The sequence below is a fragment of the Streptomyces sp. NPDC057438 genome (assembly GCF_042802995.1).
Taxonomy (GTDB): Bacteria; Actinomycetota; Actinomycetes; order Streptomycetales; family Streptomycetaceae; genus Streptomyces.
On record NZ_JBHVDD010000101.1, the window covers coordinates 1 to 20,016 of the forward strand.

Here is a 20,016-nt window from a genome sequence, read left to right on the forward strand (position 1 = left end):
CGGGGCGGCCACGGAAGACCCGGTTCCGGGTGGATCCCCGCAAGGGGACCCGCCCGGAATTCGCGTTTCCGCGCCCGTTCGGCGGCCCGCTTTCGCGCCTGCTTCTCCGACCAATTCGTTAGACAGGCGAAGTTTTTCCGTCAATAATCGTTAGACATGGGAAAGACTTACGAGCGCATCGACGGCCGCCTCCGGACCTTCATCGAGGCCCAGCCCCTCTTCTTCACCGCGTCGGCCCCCCTGTCGGCCGACGGCACGGTCAACCTCTCCCCCAAGGGGCTGCGGGGTTCGTTCGTGGTCCTCGACGAACTCACCGTGGCCTACCTGGACTTCGCGGGCTCCAACGCGGAGACGATCGCCCACCTGCGCGAGAACGGCCGGATCACCCTCATGTGGTGCGCCTTCCAGGGCCCGCCCACCATCGTGCGGGTGCACGGCACGGGTGAGGCCGTCTTCCGCGACGATCCGCGCTTCGCCGGGCTCCTCGCCCGCTTCCCCGACATCGACCCCGCCCCGCACGGCCTGCGCGCCGTCATCGTGGTCCGCGCCGAGCGCATCCGCGACAGCTGCGGCTACGCCGTGCCGTTCATGGCGTACGAGGACGACCGCGACCTGCACGGCAGGCGCTTCGCGCGCGAGGACGACTCCTCGCTCAGTGCCTACTTCGGCTCCAAGGAGCACATCGCGACCAGCCTGGACGGGCTTCCCGGACTGCCGTTGCCCCTGCCGCCCTCCGGCGGCTGACACGCGGCTGACACCCCACAGGCGCGTGGGAGGCGCGGCCCCTCCCACGTCACCGGTCCTCCCGCGCGGCGAGTTGTTCACACGGTTGAACACACGGCACTCCCTGCACGTACGTGTGGGCCAAGGGTCCAGCCCACCACGGAGGAACCGTGTCCACGATCGCCGGAGGTCGCGCCGCGCGCCGCCAGACGATGCGCCGCATCCGACCTCGTCGTTCTCCCGCCGTCCCGCTGCTCATCGCCTTCTGGGCGGGCGCGGCCGCGGTGGTGTGGCTGTGGTGGGACAACACCGCGTCCATCGCGGACCAGGGCAGCAAGATGGTGAACGCCGGGCGGATCACGGGCCTGCTCGCCGGGTACCTGATGGCCCTGGTGGTGCTCCAGATGGCGCGGGTGCCCGCGCTGGAACGGCGGGTCGGCTCCGACCGGGTGGCCCGCTGGCACGCGATGACCGGCCGCTACACACTCTGCCTGGTCGTCGCGCACGTGGTCCTCACGATGTACGGGTACGCCCTCCAGGCCGGCCTCACCCACACCGCGATCCTCCAGCAGACGATCGACTCGATCAACCAGCTGCCGGACATGGGCAAGGCCGCCATCGGCACCGGTCTGCTGGTGTTCATCGGGCTCATCTCGATCGGCCCGGTGCGCAAGCGGATCCCGTACGACCTCTGGTACCACACGCACCTGCTGACGTACGCGGCCACCTTCCTGACCTTCTGGCACCAGATCACCACCGGCAACGAGTTCGCCGCCACACCCGCCGCGAAGACCGGTTGGTACGCGCTGTACGGCACGGTGACCGCGCTGGTGGTCTGGTACCGGATCATCTGCCCGGTCAAGCTGAACCTGAAGCACCGGCTGCGGGTCGAGGCGGTCATCGAGGAGTCGCCCGGCATCGTGTCGGTGCTGATGAGCGGACGCAAGCTGCACCGGATGGGAGCGGAGGCCGGACAGTTCTTCCGCTGGCGGTTCCTCTCGCCGGGCATGCGGTTCAGCTCGCACCCGTACTCGCTGTCGGCGGCGCCCCGCCCGAACATGCTGCGCATCACGGTCAAGGCGATCGGCGACCACAGCTCGGCCCTGCGCGACCTGGAGCCCGGTGTCCGGGTGTGGGCGGAGGGCCCGTACGGGGCGCTCACGGCCGGCAAGCGCAGCCGGGGCAAGGTGCTGCTGGTCGCCGGCGGTGTGGGCATCACGCCGATGCGGGCCCTGTTCGAGACGCTGCCCGGCGCGGCCGGGGACCTGACGCTGCTCTACCGGGCCAACAGCACCCAGGACCTGGCCCTGTGGGACGAGCTGGCGCAGATCGCCGAGGAGCGCGGGGCGCGGCTGATGTACGCGGTGAACAGCCCGGAGGGCGAACGCCCGGACATCTCGCCGGACTCCCTGCGCCGCAAGATCCCGGACATCGAGAGCCACGACGTCTTCCTGTGCGGGCCGCCCGGCTTCGCGCAGGGCGTCTACGAGGCGCTGCGCGGTGCGGGCGTCCCGACCCGCCGTATCCATCACGAGTCGTTCGAGATGTGAGCGGACCGCCGTGCGTGGGCCCCGCCCGCCCGGCCGTCCCAGCCGTCCGTCCCCGGACCGTTCCAGCCGTAGGTCCGAGGACCGTCCCTGCGGCAGGTCACCAGGATCTGCCCACCCCGACGTTCTGGCCATGGGTTTCCCCACGGGTTCGCCCCACGGGTCTCCCCCGCGAGACTTCACATTTCAGGAGCTGAAGGAGCGATGAAGAAGAGCCACCCCATCCGGCGGACCCTGCTCGCCACCGCCGCCACCGTGTCCGGCATCGTGCTGCTGCTGTCGCTGAAGCCGGCTTCGGACGCCGGGTCGGTTCAGGCCGGGGCGGCCGGAGGCGTCCCTTCGGCGCAGGGCGGGGTGGCGGCGGGCGCGCAGACCCTGACGGGTTCCGCCGTCGACACCGAGTACGGCCCCGTCCAGGTCCGGATCACCGTCGACGGCGGCAAGATCACCAAGTCCGAGGCCGTGCAGCAGCCCAGCGGGGGCCGCTCCACCCAGATCAGCGGCGACGCCATCCCGAAGCTGAACCAGGCGGCGGTGACGGCGGGCAGCGCCGACATCGACGCCGTCTCGGGCGCCACCTACACCAGCGCGGGCTACAAGGAGTCCCTCCAGTCCGCCCTCGACCAGGCCGGCAAGGCGCAGGACTCGGGCGCCCAGGTGCTCACGGGCACCACCGTCCAGACCGACTACGGGCCGGTCCAGGTCCGGATCACGGTCAGCGGCGGCAAGATCACCAAGGCCGAGACCGTACAGGCGCCGAGCGGCGGCCGTTCCACCCAGATCACCGGCGACTCGGTGCCGAAGCTGAACCAGGCGGCCGTGGCGGCGGGCAGCGCCGACATCGACGCCGTCTCCGGCGCCACCTACACCAGCGCGGGCTACAAGGAGTCCCTCCAGTCCGCCCTCGACCAGGCCGGCAAGGCGCAGGACTCGGGCACCGAGGTCGAGGCGGGCGGCGACGCGCAGGACGCGGGCGGCGAGGCCGAGAAGTCCGGGGCCGGGCAGGCGACGGGCACGCAGGTGCTCACGGGCTCCGCCGTCAAGACGGACTACGGGCCGGTCCAGGTCCGGATCACGGTGACCGACGGCAGGATCACGAACGCCGAGGCGCTGCAGCAGCCCAGCGGGGGCCGCTCCACCCAGATCAGCGGTACCGCCATCCCCCAGCTCAACAAGAACGCCGTCTCGGCGGGGAGCGCTGACATCGATGCTGTCTCGGGCGCCACATACACCAGCGGCGGCTACAAGCAGTCCCTCCAGTCCGCCCTGGACCAGGCGGGCTGACCCGATGGCCGAACCCGTCGGAGCACCCGCGCCCGCCCAGTTGCGGCACACCGAGGAGGTCATGGGCACCGTCTTCTCGTTCGACGTACGGGGAGGCGAGCCCGCCGCGGTCAGGGCCGCGCTCGACGAGGCGGTGGCCGGACTCCACGCCGTGAACGAGGTGTTCAGCACCTACCGCGAACAGAGTCAGATCTCCCGGCTCGCGCGGGGCGAGGTGACGATCGAGGAGTGCGCTCCCGAGGTCGGCGAGGTGCTCGACCTGTGCGCCGAGGCCGAGCGGGCGAGCGGTGGCTGGTTCAGTGCCACGTACGAGGGCCGCTTCGACCCGACCGGGCTCGTGAAGGGGTGGGCCACCGAACGGGCCGCCCGGCTGCTGGTCGAGGCCGGGGCGACCGGGGTGAACGTGAACGGGGGCGGAGACGTCCAGTTGTGCGGTGTCCCCGGCCCGGAGCGGCCGTGGCGCGTCGGCGTGGCGGACCCCCTGCGCCCGGGGGGACTCGCGGCCGTCGTCACCGCCGCCGGCGCGGACCGTCTGGCGGTGGCCACGTCCGGCACGGCCGAGCGGGGCGCGCACATCGTCGACCCCCGCACCGGGAAGTCCGCGGTGACCGACCTGGTCTCGGTGACGGTGGTGGCCCCCAGCCTCACCTGGGCCGACTGCTGGGCCACGGCCGCCTTCGCCATGGGGTCCCGCGAGGGCCTTGCCTGGCTGGAGTCGCTGGAGGACACGGAGGCGCTGCTGATCACGGCGGGCGACGAGGTCCGCTGCACGGGAGGGCTGGCCGCGCGGCTGGGTTGAGCGGGGCGGTGCTGGGCCGGTGCTGTCGCTGGTCGGGCCGGGGTTTCGCTCACCGGCGCTTGCGGGGTGCCGTCGCGCCCCCCTTCCCCCACTCTCCGCGCGACCAGCCACGTATCACCCGCCCCCGGCGTCCCCGCGAACCCGGTCTCCCCGTAGCCGCCCCCGGCAGCCCTCAGTGCCCGTTCTGGGCGAGCCTCAGCAGGTGGTCCGCCAACGCCTGGCCGCCCACCGGATCGCGGCTGATCAGCAGCAACGTGTCGTCGCCCGCGATCGTCCCCAGGATGTCGTGCAGCTCCGCCTGGTCGATGGCCGAAGCCAGGAACTGGGCCGCGCCCGGCGGTGTCCGGAGCACCACCAGGTTCGCCGAGGCCTCCGCGGAGATCAGCAGCTCCGCGGAGAGCCGCCGCATCCGCTCCTCCTTGGCCGACCCTCCCAGCGGCGCCCGGGGGGTCCGGAATCCCCCCTCGCTCGGTACCGCGTAGATCAGGTCGCCGTCGGTGTTGCGGATCTTCACCGCGTTCAGCTCGTCCAGGTCCCGGCTGAGCGTCGCCTGGGTGACGTTCAGCCCGTCGTCGGACAGCAGCTTCGCCAACTGGCTCTGCGACCGCACGGGTTGCCGGTTGAGGATGTCCACGATCCGCCGGTGGCGTGCGGTGCGGGTCTGCGGCACGGCGGGCCCCGCCTGGTCGTGCTCCTGCGCCTGGCTCATCGTCGTCTCATTCTCCGGCTCGTCCGTCCCCGCTGGCTTCGTGTGCCGCCCGTGCCGCGCCCAGGATGCCGGGCAGCGCCCGGAGGAGGGCGTCCACCTCCGCGTCCGCCACATTGAGCGCGGGCATCAGCCGTACGACATCGGGGGCGGGCGCGTTCACCAGGAATCCGGCGTCCTGTGCGGCCTGTTGCGCCAGGGGCGCGAGCGGCTCGGTGAGCACGATACCCAGCAGCAGGCCCGCGCCGCGGACGTGGTCGATCATCGGGTCCCCGAGCGACTCGATGCCCTCGCGCAGCTTCTCGCTCTGCCGCTTGACGTTCTCCAGCAGGCCCTCCGCCCGGATGGTCTCCAGGACGGCGAGTCCGGCGGCGCAGGCGACCGGGTTGCCGCCGAACGTGGTGCCGTGCTGTCCGGGCCGCAGCAGCTCGGCGGTCCGCCCGAACGCGACGGTCGCGCCGATCGGCAGTCCGCCGCCGAGGCCCTTGGCGAGGGTGACGACGTCCGGCAGGACGCCCTCGTGCGCCTGGTACTCGAACCAGTGCCCGGTCCGGCCCACGCCGGTCTGCACCTCGTCGAGGACGAGCAGCGAGCCGGTGGCGGCCGTGATGGCCCGCGCCGCCTTCAGATAGCCGGCCGGCGGGACCACCACGCCCTTCTCGCCCTGCACGGGCTCGATGATGACGAGGGCCGTCTCCTCGGTGACCGCGGCGGCCAGGGCCTGCGCGTCGCCGAACGGGACGTGGGTGACGTCACCGGGCAGCGGGTGGAAGCCGGTCTGCTTGCCGGGCTGGCCGGTGAGGGCGAGCGCGCCCATGGTGCGGCCGTGGAAGCCGCCGTCGGTCGCGACCATGTGGGTCCGGCCGGTGAGCCGACCGATCTTGAAGGCGGCCTCGTTGGCCTCGGCGCCCGAGTTGCAGAAGAAAACCTTGCCGTCGCGGCCGAACAGCTCCAGCAGCCGTTCGGCGAGGGCCACGGGGGGCTGGGCGACGAACAGGTTGGAGACATGGCCGAGGGAGGCGATCTGGGTGCTGACGGCCTCGACGACCGCCGGGTGGGCGTGGCCGAGCGCGTTGACCGCGATACCGCCGACGTAGTCGACGTACTCCTTGCCGTCGGCGTCCCACACCCTGCTGCCCGCCCCGCGGACGAGCGAGAGCTTCGGGGTGCCGTAGTTGTCCATGAGCGAGCCCCGCCAGCGCTGGGTCAGCTCCTCGTTGGCGGTCATACGGCGTCCCCCTGTTCCACGTCCGGCACGACCATCGTGCCGATGCCCTCGTCGGTGAAGATCTCCAGCAGGATCGAGTGCTGGACCCGGCCGTCGATGACACGGGCGGTCTGGACGCCGTTGCGTACGGCGTGCAGGCAGCCCTGCATCTTCGGCACCATGCCGGAGGACAGGTCCGGCAGCAGCTTCTCCAGCTGGGAGGCGGTGAGGCGGCTGATCACCTCGTCGCTGTTCGGCCAGTCCTCGTAGAGGCCCTCGACGTCCGTGAGGACCATGAGGGTTTCGGCGTCAAGAGCAGCAGCGAGTGCCGCAGCCGCCGTATCAGCATTGACGTTGTAGACATGTCCGTCGTCCTGGCTACGGGCGATCGACGAGACGACCGGGATACGGCCGTCGGCGAGCAGTGCCTCGATCGCGCCCGTGTCGATCGCGGTGATCTCACCCACCCGCCCGATGTCGATCAACTCCCCGTCGATCTCGGGCTGGTGCCTGGTGGCGGTGATGGTGTGGGCGTCCTCGCCGGTCAGTCCGACGGCGAGCGGTCCGTGCTGGTTGAGCAGGCCGACCAGTTCGCGCTGGACCTGTCCGGCGAGCACCATGCGGACGACGTCCATGGCGTCCTCGGTGGTGACGCGCAGGCCGGCCCTGAACTCGCTGACGATGCCGTGCCGGTCGAGGGCGGCGCTGATCTGCGGGCCGCCGCCGTGCACGACGACCACGTTGAGGCCGGCGTGCCGCAGGAAGACGACGTCCTGGGCGAAGGCGGCCTTGAGGTCCTCGTCGATCATGGCGTTGCCGCCGAACTTGATGACGACCGTCTTGCCGTTGTGACGGGTCAGCCAGGGGAGCGCTTCGATGAGGATCTGGGCCTTGGGGAGGGCGGTGTGCTTCCGCGTGCCGCTCATGACGAGTACGCGCTGTTCTCGTGGACGTAGTCCGCGGTGAGGTCGTTGGTCCAGATGGTGGCGGTCTCGGACCCGGCGGCGAGGTCGGCGACGATGTGGACCTCCCGGTAGCGCATGTCGACCTTGTCGCGGTCCTCGCCGACGCCGCCGTTCTTGCAGACCCAGACGCCGTTGATGGCGACGTTGAGCCGGTCGGCCTCGAAGGCGGCGGACGTGGTGCCGATGGCGGACAGGACCCGGCCCCAGTTGGGATCCTCGCCGTGCAGGGCGCACTTGAGGAGGTTGTTGCGGGCGACGGAGCGGCCCACCTCGACGGCGTCGGCCTCGGTCGCGGCGTTCACGACCTCGATCCTGATGTCCTTGCTGGCGCCCTCGGCATCCCGGATCAGCTGCTGGCCCAGGTCGTCGCAGACCGCGCGGACGGCCTCCGCGAACTCCTCCTCCCCGGGGGTGACCTGGGAGGCACCGGAGGCGAGCAGCAGCACGGTGTCGTTGGTGGACATGCAGCCGTCGGAGTCGACGCGGTCGAAGGTGACCCGGGTGGCGGCCCGCAGGGCCCGGTCGAGCACGTCGCTCTCCAGGTCGGCGTCGGTGGTCAGGACGACGAGCATGGTGGCGAGTCCGGGCGCGAGCATGCCCGCCCCCTTCGCCATCCCGCCGACCGTCCAGCCGTCCTTCGTCACGACGGACGTCTTGTGCACGGTGTCGGTGGTCTTGATGGCGATCGCCGCCTTCTCACCGCCGTGCTCGGAGAGCTGCGCGGCCGCCGTCTCGACGCCCGGGAGCAGCTTGTCCATGGGCAGGAGTACGCCGATGAGGCCGGTGGAGGCGACGGCGATCTCGCCCGCGCTGTGGCCGTCGAGGACCTCCGCGGCCTTCTCGGCGGTCGCATGGGTGTCCTGGAAGCCCTTCGGGCCCGTACAGGCGTTGGCTCCGCCGGAGTTGAGGACGACGGCGGAGACCTGGCCGCCCTTCAGCACCTGCTCGGACCAGAGGACGGGTGCCGCCTTGACGCGGTTGGAGGTGAAGACGCCCGCGGCGGTGAGGCGGGGCCCGTGGTTGACCACGAGGGCCAGGTCCGGGTTTCCGTTCTCCTTGATCCCGGCGGCGATGCCCGCCGCCGAGAATCCCTTGGCTGCCGTCACGCTCACGGTGCGACTCCGATCGTCGAAAGCCCCGTCGTCTCGTGGAGTCCGAGGGCGATGTTCATGCTCTGGAGGGCGCCACCGGCGGTGCCCTTGGTGAGGTTGTCGATGGCGCTGATCGCGATGACGCGGCCCGCGGCCTCGTCGTACGCGACCTGGATCTGAACGGCGTTGGAACCGTGGACGGACGCCGTGGCGGGCCACTGCCCCTCGGGGAGCAGGTGGACGAACGGCTCGTCGGCGAAGGCCTTCTCGTACGCGGCGCGCACGGAGTCGGCGGTGACGCCGGGCCTCGCCTTGGCGCTGCACGTGGCGAGGATGCCGCGGGACATGGGGGCGAGGGTCGGGGTGAAGGAGACGGTGACCGGCTCGCCGGCGACACCGCCGAGGTTCTGCATCACCTCGGGCGTGTGCCGGTGGCCGCCGCCGACGCCGTACGGGGTCATCGACCCCATGACCTCGCTGCCCAGCAGGTGCGTCTTGGGCGCCTTGCCGGCGCCGGAGGTGCCGGAGGCGGCGACGATCACGGCCTCGTTCTCGGCGAGGCCCGCGGCGTACGCCGGGAACAGGGCCAGGGTGACGGCCGTGGGGTAGCAACCGGGTACCGCGATGCGCTTGGACCCCTCCAGCGCGGCGCGGGCACCCGGAAGTTCGGGGAGGCCGTAGGGCCAGGTCCCGGCGTGGGGCGAGCCGTAGAAGCGCTCCCAGTCGGCCGGGTCCCTGAGCCGGAAGTCGGCGCCCATGTCGATGACGAGCACCTCCGGGCCGAGCTGTTCGGCCACGGCCGCGGACTGCCCGTGCGGCAGCGCGAGGAACACGACGTCGTGCCCGGCCAGGGCCTCCGGCGTCGTCTCCTGGAGCACCCGGTCGGCCAGGGGCAGCAGATGCGGCTGGAGCCCGCCCAGCCGTCGGCCCGCGTTCGAACTGCCGGTCAGCGCACCGATCTCCACCTCGGGGTGCGCGAGCAGCAGGCGCAGCACTTCGCCGCCCGCATAACCACTCGCTCCCGCCACCGCCACACGTACCGCCGCCATGGAATCCTCCTCCTGGATGGCATGACTATACGTTTCGCTGCACGTTTATGCAATCTTCGTCGAGGCAGCGCACGGGGGCACGGCCGAAAAGCGCGGGGTCCCTCCCGGCCCGGCTCGGCGCGGATCCGGTCACCGGGTGTTGCCTAGGATCGTCGGCATGGCTCTGCGACCTGTTCAGGTGAACATCAAGGCTGTGGACGATGCGGCGCTCGGCCGGTTCTGGGCGCGGGCGCTCGGCTGGAGTGTCTCCGGTTCGGGATCGGGCGCGACCGCCGTCCAGCCCGCCGGTTTCGATTGGCGTGATCCGGTCGGCGTGGGGGTCGATGTCATCGCCGTACCGGAAGCCGGGTCGACGGCTTCGAAGAACCGAATGCATCTCGATCTTGCCACCACCTCCGCGGCGCATCAGCGGGAGCTGGTCGAACGCCTGCTGGCCCTCGGCGCGACACCCGCCGACGTGGGCCAGGGCGAGGTGCCGTGGACGGTCCTCGCCGACCCGGAGGGCAACGTTTTCTGCGTGCTGGAGCCCCGGGAGGTCTACCGCGACACCGGACCGATCGCCGCGGTGGTGGTCGACTGCGTGGATCCGCGGGCCATGGCGCGGTTCTGGGAGGCGGCCACGGACTGGACCCTGCGCGAGGCCGGCGACGACCACGCGGTGCTGCGCTCCGCCGGGGACACCGGCCCGTTCCTGGAGTTCCTCCGTACGCCCGGCGCTCGGACCGGGCCGGACCGCGTCCATCTCGACCTGCTGCGGTTCCCCGGCGACGACCACGAGGCGGAGTTGACCCGGCTGCGGGCCCTCGGCGCCACCGACCTCGACGTCGGCCAGGGCGATGTGCCGTGGCGGTGCCTGGCGGACCCGGAGGGCCACGCGTTCTGCGTCCTCGCCCGCTCCTGACGCGGCGCCCGTTCCTGACGCTGCCCCTTCCTGACGCGGCTCCCGCCCGGACGGCCTTTCGGCGGACACGGCCGGACCTTCGCCCGCCGTCCGCCTCTAGGGCAGCAGTTCCGCTGCCAGTCTCCGCATCGCGGAGGGCGGGAGCGCGGGGTTGGCGGCCGCGGCTTCGGCCACTTGTGGGTCGGGGTCGGTCAGCAGGGCCGTGACGACCTGCGGCGGGAGTGCCGGGTGGGCGGCGGCCAGGGGTTTCGCCCGCTCGTCCGCCAGGCAGGCCAGCAGGGCCGGTGCCGTCGCACGGGGATGGCGGGCGATCTCGCGCAGGGCCCTGCGGGCCGGAGGGCTGTGCCGGGAGACGTGCTCCAGGAGTTCCGGGGTGGCGTCCGGGTTGGCGGCCACCCGGGCGATGACCTGGACACCGTGCCGGTCGACCATGGTCCGCAGCCGCTCCGCACCGAGGCCGGGGTGCGCGGCGACGGACGCGGCGACCTTGGCGTCGGAGTCGTCGGCCAGCCTGGCACCGATCGCGGCCGGCAGATCACGCCGCCGCGCCAGGAGCATCCGGACGACCTCGTGCGGCGACTTCGCCAGCTCCTCCACCTCGGCGGGCGCTGCCGCGGCGATCCGCGGCAGCAGGGTGCCGCCGATCCGGGTGCCGGTGGCCACGCGGGTGAGCACGTCGAGCGGCACCCGCGGGTTGTGCGCGAGGGCACGCCGCACGTCGGGGGAGCTGTCGGCGGCCGACATGAGCATCAGGGCGCGGTCGAGCGCGGGGTTCTCGGCGAGTTCGGCGCGGACGCCGGGGGTGGGGTCCTCGGCGAGCCGGGCGTACGTCCGCGGGGGCAGGCCGGGACGGGCGGCGAGAGCCCGGCGCAGCGCCGCCGAGGGGTGGTCGGCGAGATCCGCGACCGCGTGCGCCGGTGTGGCCGGGTTCTCCAGGGCCGCCCACAGGGTGTCCAGCGCGGTGGATTCGTGGGAGCCGTCACAGGAGGCGCCCGGCCGCAGCTCGCAGTCGCTCCGCGGGCAGTCCGGGCCGTGCATGAACGGCGGCGCGTCGCGGTCGCAGACCAGGCAGTTCCGCGCGGGCGGCAGCCCCTCCCCGCCGACGAGCGCCGCCAGCACGTCCGGCGGCGCCGACGCGTTGGCCGCCACCGCCCGGCGGACCTCGGCATGGGGGTGGCGGGCGAGTCGGGCGGCCACGTCGGGCGCGGCCCACCGGGCCAGTTCCACGACGACCCCTATGTCCTGATCGGCCACGAGGGTCTCCACCACGTCCGCCGGCAGACCGGGGCAGGCGGCCAGCCTCTCCCGGTGGTCGACCACCGGATCCGCCACGAGGAGCCGGGCCCACGCGGGATCGCCGGTGCCCTCGTCGAGCAGGGCGAGGGCGACGCGCGGCTGGGCGGTGGGGTCGACGTCGGCGGCGGTCAACCGGCCTCGGTACGCCAGGGGCACACCGTTCAGCTCACTGCGCCCGGCCAGCCTGAGCGTCTGCGCGTGGCTGAGGTCGTCCCGGCCGGTGAGGTGGTGGTCGACCTCGTCGTCCGCCAGCGCGACGAGCCGGTCGACCAGCTCGGCCGGCAGCGCCGGATTGGCGGCGAGCCCGCACAGGAGATGGTTCACGGGGGCATCCTGCCCCGGCCCCCCGCCGGACGGCTCACGAATTTCCGCCGGTCGCGGGACCCGTGGGCCGGACCTGGCCGAGAGCGGCGGCCGGGTCAGGAACGGCGGTCGTCCGAGCGGGCCGCCCGCTCGGCGTTGCGCTTCTTGATGCGGGCGCCTTCCTTGCGAACCTCGGCCTGGGTGGCACGCTCCTTGCGCAGCCACTCCGGGCCGTCCTGCCGGAGGGCCTCGATCTGCTCGGTGGTGAGGGCCTCGGTGACCCCGCCGCGCGCGAGGCCCGCGATGGAGACGCCCAGCCTCTCGGCGACCACGGGGCGCGGGTGCGGGCCGTTGCGGCGCAGCTCCTCGAGCCAGGCGGGCGGGTTCGTCTGGAGCGCGGTCAGCTCGGCGCGGGTGACGACGCCCTCCTGGAACTCGGCGGGCGTGGCCTGGAGGTACACACCCAGTTTCTTCGCCGCGGTGGCGGGCTTCATGGTCTGGGTGGTCTGGTGCGACGTCATGGGTCAAGGGTATCGACCGTGTGCACGACCGCCGACCACGACCGCCCCCGGTTCACCGCCCGCGATGACCGGGCCCGTGTCCCGGCCCGTTAGCCTGGTGCTGTGACAGGCTCGGAAGCATCCCCTTCGTTCCGGCTCGCGTACGTCCCGGGAGTGACGCCCACCAAGTGGGTGCGGATCTGGAACGAGCGGTTGCCCGACGTCCCCCTGACCCTCCTCCAGGTCTCCCCCGCCGAGGCGTTCGGCGTGCTGCGGGACGGCGGCGCCGACGCCGGTCTCGTACGGCTGCCGGTGGACCGTGACGATCTCAGCGCGATCCCCCTCTACACCGAGACCACGGTCGTCGTCGTCCCCAAGGACCACGTGGTCGCGGCGGTCGACGAGGTGACCACCGGGGACCTGGCGGACGAGGTCGTCCTGCATCCTCTCGACGACACCCTCGGCTGGGAGCGGCCGCCGGGAGAGCCGGCGTTCGAGCGTCCCGCGACCACGGCGGACGCGATCGAGCTGGTGGCGGCCGGGATCGGGCTGCTCGTCGTCCCCCAGTCGCTGGCCCGACTCCACCACCGCAAGGACCTCACCTACCGCCCGGTCGCGGACGCCCCCGAATCCCGCGTCGCCCTGTCCTGGCCGCAGGAGGCGACGACCGACCTGGTCGAGGACTTCATCGGCATCGTCCGGGGCCGTACGGTCAACAGCTCACGCGGCCGCGTGAAGCCACCGGAGGAGAAGAAGCCACCGAAGAAGCCCCAGCGCACCGGCACGGGCAAGCCGGCCGCTCGCGCCCCCCGGGGCGGCTCGTCCGGCGGCAGGAACGCCAGGAGCGGCGGCAGGACCGGGAAACCCCGCCGCCGCTCCTAGACCCACCGGGTCCGCGGCCTCCTCACCGCTCCCGGCCGCGCAGGGGCCCCGGTCCCCTCATCGCTTCTTGATCCGCAGGAACGTCACGGAGTTCGCCGGGAAGGTGTAGCTGAACTTCTCGGCCACCCCGCCGAACGTGGACCTCGCCGGCGCGACCGGTGTGGCCGTCTCCGTGTTCACCGCCTCCGGCGCCGCCGTCAACGTGGTCACGTGGGCGGTGGAACGCACCCGCGCGGTCCCGAGGTCGATGGACGTACGCGCCGCCGACGACTGCGCGTTGACGACCTTGACGATCAGCTCACCGGTCTTTGCGTCCCGCGTCACGACCTGGCGGAACGGCTCGGCCGGCTTGTCGTCGGTGAAGCTGCCCCACTCCTTGCCGTCGAGCAGCAGGGTCACCTTGCGCCCGCGCACCTTGACCTCGACGTCGTAGGCACGGCCCGTCTCGATCGTGCCCGGCTTGGAGATCAGCGAGGACTTGCCGCCGTCCACCGCCTGCTCGACCGCGCTGGTGGTGTTGTTCCAGCCACCGAGGTTCCACCAGTAGTAGTTTCCGGTGTCCTTGACGCCGAAGGCGACGAGGAAGCCCTCCTTGCCCGCCTTCTTGGTGGCCTTCACCTTCAGGTCGTAGTCGTGCCAGGCGGTGTCCCCGGCCGACACCATGGTGTTCTCGGCGGCCACGTCGGTCTGGGTGTACTGCCCGTCCTGGATGCTCCAGCTGCCCCTGCCGGTGTGGGTCCACTTCGAGGCGTCACCGCCGAAGTCGTCGGTGAGCAGGCTGGTGCCGTCGGCCGCGGTCACCTTCACGTCGTCGTACGCCGCCGTCGTCGCCCAGGTGGACAGGCCCACGGCTCCGGTGATGGGGCCGGAGAGCGCGGGGGTGCCGGTGGCCGTCGACGGGACCACGCGGTCGCCGACGTTGTTCATGAAAAGCTTCTGGATCTCGTAGTTGGCGGAGTTCCACGAGGCCCGGTTGTTGAACCAGATCATGTCGGGGCTCCACTGCACGTAGTCCTCGTTGGCGAGGAGCGGTGCGTAGGAGGCGAGTTTCACGATGTCGGCGTTGCGCTCCAGGCCGGTCATGAACGCGGCTTCGGAGAGGGCGTTCTTGAAGGCGTTGCCCTGGGAGGCGTACTCACCGAGGAAGACCTTCGGGCCGCCGCGGTCGTAGGAGTCGTAGCGGTCGTTGTTCTGGAGGAACCACTGGGGGCTGTTGTAGTAGTGCTCGTCGACCATGTCGACGCCGGCGTCGCGGTTCAGCTTCCACGCGGTGTCGAAGGTGGCTCCCGTGTCGTCGGGGCCGGAGTTCGAGATCACCGTGATGTCGGGGTACTTCGCCGCGATGGCGGCCCGGAACTTCTGGAAGCGGGCGAAGAACTCGTTCGGCAGGTTCTCCTCGTTGCCGACGGCGAGGTGGGTGAGGTGGAAGGGTTCCGGGTGGCCCATCTCGGCGCGCTTGGCGCCCCACTCGCTGGTCACGGGGCCATTGGCGAACTCGATGAGGTCGAGGGTGTCCTGGATGTGCCGCTGGAGCAGGGCCTCGTCCTCGGTGGCCCGGTTCTGGCCGCAGCCGGTGACCAGGGCGGGCACCACGGGCAGCGGCATCGCGCCGATGTCCTCGGAGAACTGGAAGTACTCGTAGTAGCCGAGCCCGTAACTCTGGTTGTAGCCCCAGAAGTTGGAGTTGGTGGCGCGCTGCTCGACGGGGCCGATGGTGTCCTTCCACTGGTAGGAGCGCTGGCGCTCCCAGTTCGAGGCCGCGCTGTAGTCCTGCATGGAACCGGTGTTGACGAGACAGCCGCCGGGGAAGCGGACGAAACCGGGCTCAAGTGCGGCGATCTTCTCGGCGAGGTCCTCGCGCAGACCGTTCTTGTGGCCCTTGTAGGTGTCGCGCGGGAAGAGGGAGACCTCGTCGAGGGCGGCGGCACCCGCGGTGGCGACGGTCAGCCGGCCGTCGGAGCTGGTCCGCGTCGCCCGCAGGCGGACCTTGTACTTGGCCCAGCCGCCCTTGACCGTGACCTCGGCGGCCTCGGCGAGGGCGCCGTCCGCGTCCTGGAGGGAGACGGTCAGCGTCGTACGGCTGTCGGCGCGTGCCCACACGGAGAAGTCGTACCGCTCGCCCTTCTCGACGCGGATCCCGGTGTTGTAGCCGGCGTTGGTGACGGCCGAACCAGCGCCCAGGGACAGGTAGTTGCGGTTGCGTTCATTGAGCCGGCCGGCGTCGTTCACGACCCGGGCGGTGCCGTCGACGGCCCAGGAGGTGAGGGGGGTGTAGGCGCGGTTGTCGGCGGTCGAGTACTCGAAGGACCGGTTCTGCACCAGCTCGGCGTACAGACCGCCGTCGGCGGCCCGGTTGATGTCCTCGAAGAAGACGCCGTACATCGTGTCGTCGATCGTCGCGCCCTCGGTGGAGGGGTCGACGGTGATCGCGTAGTCGGTGACGTCCTCGGCGTGCGCGGGCGCCGGGATCAGGGCGGCCGTCGTCACGAGGGCGGTGGCGGTGAGACCGACTCGCCAACGGGCGCGGGTGCTGCGTGACATGAATACTCCGCGGCTCGGGGTGGGGGTATGGGGGCATGAGGGACAGGGAGTTGTTCGAAATATCAGACAATGATCAGCACATCGAACGGCAAGATAGGGAGGTGACCAGATGGGCGTCAACGGGTCGCGCGGTACCGAAAGTGTCGGAAGTGAAGGACGGATGGGCGATTTCCTGCCAGTTCACGATGCGCTGGCGTATCTCTCCGGCGGCTGGCGGGTCCTGCGATCCGTGCGGGACCTCACGAGCGGGGCCGAGGGGGTGTTCACGGGCAGAACCGTTTTCAGCCCGCTGAACGACGGTGGGCTGCTCCACCGGGAGACCGGAACTTTCGTGTGGCAGGGCGTCCCCCGCCCCGCCGAACGCACCCTGCGCTTCCTGCCGGGCTCCACCCCCGGCGCGGTGGACGTCCGTTTCGGCGACGGCCGCCCCTTCCACGACCTGGACCTGACCACCGGCCACTGGCGCACGGACCATCCGTGCGCCGCCGATCTCTACCGGGGCGAGTTCGAGGTCCACGGCGAGGACCACTGGCGGACGCGCTGGCGGGTCGGCGGCCCCGCGAAGGACCAGCTCCTGGTCACCGACCTGACTCGCGAGCGCGCACGCTGAGAAGCCGGCGCCCGTCTACCGCGCGGCGCCCAGCCGCAGGTTCCAGCGGCCCGCGTGACCCGCGACCGTGACCGTCGACAGGGGGCCGACGTCCATGTTCCAGTACGACGACGGCGGCGCCTTGAGCGCGTAGACCAGGGCGGCGCGCAGGACGGACGGCTCGGCCACGGCGACGATCCGGCACCCTTCCTCGGCGGGCCGGGTCTCCAGCCAGCCGCCGATGCGGGAGATGAAGGTGATCAGCGACTCCCCGCCGTGCGGTGTGGAGCGGGGGTCGGCGAGCCAGGCGTCCACCGCCGAGGGCTCACGCGCCATGGCCTCGCCGAGGGTGAAACCGCGCCAGCGGCCCATGTCGCAGTCCCGCAGCGCGGGCTGGGCCAGCGGGGCGTAGCCGAGGGCGTCCCCGGTGGCCCGGCTGCGGGGTGTGGGCGAGCAGTAGCGCAGCTCGGCCGCCGCCAGGGGCACCAGCTCATGGGCGGCGCGCTGTACTTCGTCCCAGCCGGCCTGGTCCAGCGGCCGGTCGTCCTCGAAACGTTCCGCGAGCAGCGAGGAGCAGCGCGCGGCGGCGACGAACGTGACCCGAAGTGGCATGCGGCGATGGTGGAACGGGAGACTGCGCAGGTCAAGAGGCGTTACTCAGGAGTTACCAGGGGTATAGCGGCGCGCACCCGAAGCAGTCGTCCCCGCCCTTGGCCCTCACTCGGACACCAGCGCCATCCAGCGGTCGGGCTCGGCGAGCGGCTCGAACCCGAGCTTGGCGTAGACCCCGTGCGCGTCGTGCGTGGCGAGCAGGACGCGCCGCAGCCCGTACGGCCGCAGGTGGTCGCGGACGGCCGCGACCATGGCGGTGCCCAGCCCCTTCCCGCGCACCGACGGGTCGACGTACACGTCGCAGAGCCAGGCGAACGTGGCCCGGTCGGTCACCACCCGGGCGTACGCGACCTGCTGCCCCGAACCCTCCTCGTACACCCCGAAGTTGAGGGATCCGCGGATCGCGCTCTCCAGCTTCTCACGGGGGCGGCCGAGGGCCCAGTACGCGTCGGTGGACAGCCAGTGGTGGATCCGTGCCACGTCCAGGCGGGCGGGGTCGTCGGACATCTCGTAGCCCCCGGGGAGGGCGGCATCGTCGTTCATGGCTGGACGTTCGCAGGTCAGAGGCCTGCTGTCGAACCGTTTACGGCCGTCGCCAGCCGCCGTACCCCTTCCGCGATCTCCCCGGCCCCCGCGACGCCCGCGAAGCTCAACCGCAGGTGTCCGGCCGGGGGTTCCGCGCTGAAGTAGGGGCGGCCGGGGGTGACGGCGACACCCGCGCGCAGGGCCCCGGCGACCAGGGCCGGCTCGTCGGTGCCGTCGGGCAGGCGCAGCCACAGGTGGTAGCCGCCGGAGGGGATGTGGGGCAGCGCGAGTTCGGGCAGGCGCATCCGCAGCTCGGTGGTGAGCGCGTCCCGGCGGTTGCGCAACTCCCGGGAGACCGCCCGCAGATGCCGGGGCCAGGCGGGGGAGCCGACGAGTTCGAGGGCCGCCTCCTGGAGGGGGCGCGGGACGAAGAAGGTGTCGACGACCTGGATGGCCCGCAGCCGTTCCAGGACCGGCCCCCGGGCGGCCAGGGCACCCACCCGGAAGCTGGGCGAGGTGGCCTTCGTGAGCGAGGAGACGTGCACGACCACGCCGTCGGGGTCCTCGGCCGCCAGGGGCGCGGGCAGGGGGCCGGCGTCCTCGTGCACGAGCCGGCGGACGAAGTCGTCCTCCACGACGAAGGCCCCCGCCCCGCGGGCGATCCGCAGCACCTCGCCCCGGCGCTCCACCGAGAGGACGGCGCCGGTGGGGTTCTGGAAGAGCGGCTGGCAGACGAAGACCCGGGCGCCGGAGGCCCTGAACGCGTCGGCGAGCAGGGCGGGCCTGACCCCGTCCGCGTCCACCGGCACGGGCACCGGCCGGAGCCCGGCAGCCCGCGCGATCGCCAGCATGCCCGGATAGGTGGGCGATTCGACGAGCACCGGCGCTCCGGGCGGCGCGAGGGCGCGCAGGGCGGTGGTCAGGGCGGACTGGCCGCCGGCCGCGACGATCACCTCGGCGGCGGTGATCGCCCCGCCGATGCTCCGCGCGAACCACTCCCGCAGTTCGGGCACCCCCTCGACCGGCGGCCGGGCCCACACTCCGGGCCGCCGCCCGGCGCGCGACAGGGCCGCGCCCATGGCCTGCTCCGGCTGCAGGGAGGGGTGCAGATAGCCGCTGTTGAACTCGATCACGCCGGGAGGCGGAGAGGCGAGGGAGACCAGCACCCCGGAGGCGTCCACGGTGCGGGGTGACGGCTCGGCGCTGCCGTCCGCGCTCAGCGCGACCTCCTGCCAGGAGGTGTCCCCCGCCGGCGCCGCGCTCTCGCGCGGCCGCGCCTTGAAGGCGCCCGCCCCGGGCCGGGTCACCACGAGCCCCTCGGCGGCGAGGTGCGCCAGGGCGCGCGAGACGGTCACCGGGCTCACCCTGAAGCGCTCGACAAGCGCCCGGCTCGATGGCAGCTTTCCTCCGGGTGAGTAGCGGTCCAACTCCTTCCTGAGCTGTTCCGCCAGTTCCGCACCACTGCTACGCTCGTGCATGAGAGTTAAGAGTAGCGCTATCGCTCATCGTTCAGTAGCGGTGGACGGCGGACCGGAGGCCGGCGGATCGCGACCGGTACCCGCCGAGCCACGACCGGCCGACGCCGGGACCCTGCCGTCCGGCGCCGGCGCGGCCGTCCCCCGCACCCGCGCGGGCGGCACCCTCCAGGCCGCCCTCGGCGTCACTGCCTTCTCCCTCACCTTCCCGGCCACCGCCTGGGGTCTGGAGAGCTTCGGCCCCTTCTCGCTCGTCGCCGTGCGCAGCGTCCTCGCCGCCGTCATCGCGGGGAGCTGTCTGCTGGCCCTGCGGGTACGGCCGCCCGCCCGCCGGCACTGGGCGGGGCTCGCGGTGGTGGCCGCCGGCGTCGTCCTGGGCTTCCCGCTGCTGACCACGCTCGCGCTGCGGACCTCGACCACCGCGCACGCCGCCGTGGTGGTCGGCCTGCTGCCGTTGACGACGGCGCTGTTCTCGGCGCTGCGCATGGGCACGCGCCCCTCGCGCACCTTCTGGACCGCCGCCCTCGCCGGGGCGGCCGCCGTCATCGCCTTCACCGTGACGCAGAGCGGCGGCGCCCTGACCGCCGCCGACCTGTATCTCTTCGCCGCCCTGCTGGTCTGCGCGGCCGGCTACACCGAGGGCGGCCGGCTGGCCCGGGTGATGCCCGGCTGGCAGGTCATCGGCTGGGCCCTGGTGCTGTGTCTGCCGCTGAGCGTGGCGGGCGCCCTGCTGGCCCTGTCCCACGAGCCGGTCCAGCTGAGCGCGCACGGCGTGGCCGGGCTGCTGTGGGTGGCGGCCGGGTCCCAGTTCCTGGGGCTCGTGGTGTGGTACCGGGGCATGGCGGCGATCGGCATACCGAAGGCCAGCCAGTTGCAACTGGCGCAGCCGCTGCTCACACTGGTGTGGTCGGTGCTGCTCCTGGGCGAGCAGCTCACCCCGGCCGCTCCCCTGACGGCCGCCGCCGTACTGGTCTGCATCGCGGTCACCCAGCGTTCCTCCGCCTGAGGAAGTCCGGGAACC

General features: G+C 72.3%; 19 protein-coding genes. 8 read left to right on the top strand and 11 right to left on the bottom strand.

Annotated elements, in window-relative coordinates; genetic code table 11:
* Nucleotides 1-156 precede the first annotated feature (156 nt).
* The 4 genes from ACFU5F_RS36260 (at nucleotide 157) to ACFU5F_RS36275 (ending at nucleotide 4,353) form a co-directional block, all read left to right on the top strand.
* Entirely contained in the window at nucleotides 157-744 is a 588-nt protein-coding gene (locus ACFU5F_RS36260; RefSeq protein WP_383896920.1) for a pyridoxamine 5'-phosphate oxidase family protein, read from the top strand.
* A 191-nt stretch (nucleotides 745-935) separates the two neighbouring features.
* Nucleotides 936-2,273 (top strand): ferric reductase-like transmembrane domain-containing protein, encoded by a 1,338-nt coding sequence (locus ACFU5F_RS36265; protein WP_383896994.1) that lies wholly within the window; start codon nucleotides 936-938, stop codon nucleotides 2,271-2,273.
* A 201-nt stretch (nucleotides 2,274-2,474) separates the two neighbouring features.
* Nucleotides 2,475-3,554 carry an FMN-binding protein gene (locus ACFU5F_RS36270; RefSeq protein WP_383896923.1) on the top strand — a complete coding sequence of 360 codons (1,080 nt, stop codon included), beginning with the start codon at nucleotides 2,475-2,477 and terminating at the stop codon, nucleotides 3,552-3,554.
* A 4-nt stretch (nucleotides 3,555-3,558) separates the two neighbouring features.
* Nucleotides 3,559-4,353, top strand: a complete 795-nt coding sequence (locus ACFU5F_RS36275) for an FAD:protein FMN transferase (RefSeq protein ID WP_383896926.1) — start codon at nucleotides 3,559-3,561, stop codon at nucleotides 4,351-4,353.
* 172 nt (nucleotides 4,354-4,525) lie between these two features.
* On the opposite strand, the gene ACFU5F_RS36280 is transcribed toward ACFU5F_RS36275, so the two are convergent.
* From ACFU5F_RS36280 to argC, 5 genes are read right to left on the bottom strand one after another with little or no spacing between them, the layout of a single operon-like run.
* Nucleotides 4,526-5,062 carry an arginine repressor gene (locus ACFU5F_RS36280; RefSeq protein WP_383896929.1) on the bottom strand — a complete coding sequence of 179 codons (537 nt, stop codon included), beginning with the start codon at nucleotides 5,060-5,062 and terminating at the stop codon, nucleotides 4,526-4,528.
* 7 nt (nucleotides 5,063-5,069) lie between these two features.
* Complete coding sequence (locus ACFU5F_RS36285; RefSeq protein ID WP_383896932.1) at nucleotides 5,070-6,287, bottom strand: acetylornithine transaminase; 1,218 nt, start codon at nucleotides 6,285-6,287, stop codon at nucleotides 5,070-5,072.
* Nucleotides 6,284-7,192 (bottom strand): acetylglutamate kinase, encoded by a 909-nt coding sequence (gene argB / locus ACFU5F_RS36290; RefSeq protein ID WP_383896935.1) that lies wholly within the window; start codon nucleotides 7,190-7,192, stop codon nucleotides 6,284-6,286. The genes ACFU5F_RS36285 and argB overlap by 4 nt, the downstream gene beginning before the upstream one ends.
* Nucleotides 7,189-8,343: a bifunctional glutamate N-acetyltransferase/amino-acid acetyltransferase ArgJ gene (gene argJ, locus ACFU5F_RS36295; protein WP_383896938.1), complete on the bottom strand. Its 1,155-nt coding sequence runs from the start codon at nucleotides 8,341-8,343 to the stop codon at nucleotides 7,189-7,191. Before argJ ends, argB begins: the two co-directional genes overlap by 4 nt.
* The gene (argC, locus tag ACFU5F_RS36300; RefSeq protein WP_383896941.1) at nucleotides 8,340-9,371 is read right to left on the bottom strand and encodes an N-acetyl-gamma-glutamyl-phosphate reductase; all 1,032 of its coding nucleotides are present in this window, start codon (nucleotides 9,369-9,371) and stop codon (nucleotides 8,340-8,342) included. Before argC ends, argJ begins: the two co-directional genes overlap by 4 nt.
* 157 nt (nucleotides 9,372-9,528) lie before the next feature.
* Between argC and ACFU5F_RS36305 the strand changes: the two genes are divergently transcribed.
* On the top strand, nucleotides 9,529-10,272 hold the full coding sequence (locus ACFU5F_RS36305) for a VOC family protein (RefSeq protein WP_383896944.1): 744 nt from the start codon (nucleotides 9,529-9,531) through the stop codon (nucleotides 10,270-10,272).
* A gap of 96 nt (nucleotides 10,273-10,368) precedes the next feature.
* On the opposite strand, the gene ACFU5F_RS36310 is transcribed toward ACFU5F_RS36305, so the two are convergent.
* Both ACFU5F_RS36310 and ACFU5F_RS36315 read right to left on the bottom strand, forming a co-directional pair.
* Nucleotides 10,369-11,892 (bottom strand): hypothetical protein, encoded by a 1,524-nt coding sequence (locus ACFU5F_RS36310; protein ID WP_383896947.1) that lies wholly within the window; start codon nucleotides 11,890-11,892, stop codon nucleotides 10,369-10,371.
* A 95-nt stretch (nucleotides 11,893-11,987) separates the two neighbouring features.
* Complete coding sequence (locus tag ACFU5F_RS36315) at nucleotides 11,988-12,392, bottom strand: DUF5997 family protein (RefSeq protein WP_383896950.1); 405 nt, start codon at nucleotides 12,390-12,392, stop codon at nucleotides 11,988-11,990.
* A gap of 102 nt (nucleotides 12,393-12,494) precedes the next feature.
* On the opposite strand from ACFU5F_RS36315, the gene ACFU5F_RS36320 reads away from it, so the two are divergent.
* A complete protein-coding gene (locus tag ACFU5F_RS36320) occupies nucleotides 12,495-13,253 on the top strand; it encodes a LysR substrate-binding domain-containing protein (protein WP_383896953.1) in 759 nt (252 codons plus the stop codon).
* 57 nt (nucleotides 13,254-13,310) lie between these two features.
* Here the strand turns inward: ACFU5F_RS36320 and ACFU5F_RS36325 are convergent, their stop codons facing one another.
* A complete protein-coding gene (locus ACFU5F_RS36325; RefSeq protein ID WP_383896956.1) occupies nucleotides 13,311-15,794 on the bottom strand; it encodes an alpha-L-arabinofuranosidase C-terminal domain-containing protein in 2,484 nt (827 codons plus the stop codon).
* A gap of 160 nt (nucleotides 15,795-15,954) precedes the next feature.
* On the opposite strand from ACFU5F_RS36325, the gene ACFU5F_RS36330 reads away from it, so the two are divergent.
* Complete coding sequence (locus ACFU5F_RS36330; protein WP_383896958.1) at nucleotides 15,955-16,404, top strand: DUF6314 family protein; 450 nt, start codon at nucleotides 15,955-15,957, stop codon at nucleotides 16,402-16,404.
* A gap of 15 nt (nucleotides 16,405-16,419) precedes the next feature.
* Here the strand turns inward: ACFU5F_RS36330 and ACFU5F_RS36335 are convergent, their stop codons facing one another.
* The 3 genes from ACFU5F_RS36335 to ACFU5F_RS36345 form a co-directional block, all read right to left on the bottom strand.
* Nucleotides 16,420-16,995 carry a histidine phosphatase family protein gene (locus tag ACFU5F_RS36335; protein WP_383896961.1) on the bottom strand — a complete coding sequence of 192 codons (576 nt, stop codon included), beginning with the start codon at nucleotides 16,993-16,995 and terminating at the stop codon, nucleotides 16,420-16,422.
* 105 nt (nucleotides 16,996-17,100) lie between these two features.
* Nucleotides 17,101-17,538, bottom strand: coding sequence for a GNAT family N-acetyltransferase (locus ACFU5F_RS36340; protein ID WP_383896964.1), 438 nt, complete (start codon nucleotides 17,536-17,538; stop codon nucleotides 17,101-17,103).
* A 17-nt stretch (nucleotides 17,539-17,555) separates the two neighbouring features.
* The gene (locus ACFU5F_RS36345; protein WP_383896966.1) at nucleotides 17,556-18,998 is read right to left on the bottom strand and encodes a PLP-dependent aminotransferase family protein; all 1,443 of its coding nucleotides are present in this window, start codon (nucleotides 18,996-18,998) and stop codon (nucleotides 17,556-17,558) included.
* Between ACFU5F_RS36345 and ACFU5F_RS36350 the strand changes: the two genes are divergently transcribed.
* The gene (locus tag ACFU5F_RS36350; RefSeq protein WP_383896969.1) at nucleotides 18,997-20,001 is read left to right on the top strand and encodes a DMT family transporter; all 1,005 of its coding nucleotides are present in this window, start codon (nucleotides 18,997-18,999) and stop codon (nucleotides 19,999-20,001) included. The genes ACFU5F_RS36345 and ACFU5F_RS36350 overlap by 2 nt on opposite strands.
* Nucleotides 20,002-20,016: the final 15 nt, after the last annotated feature.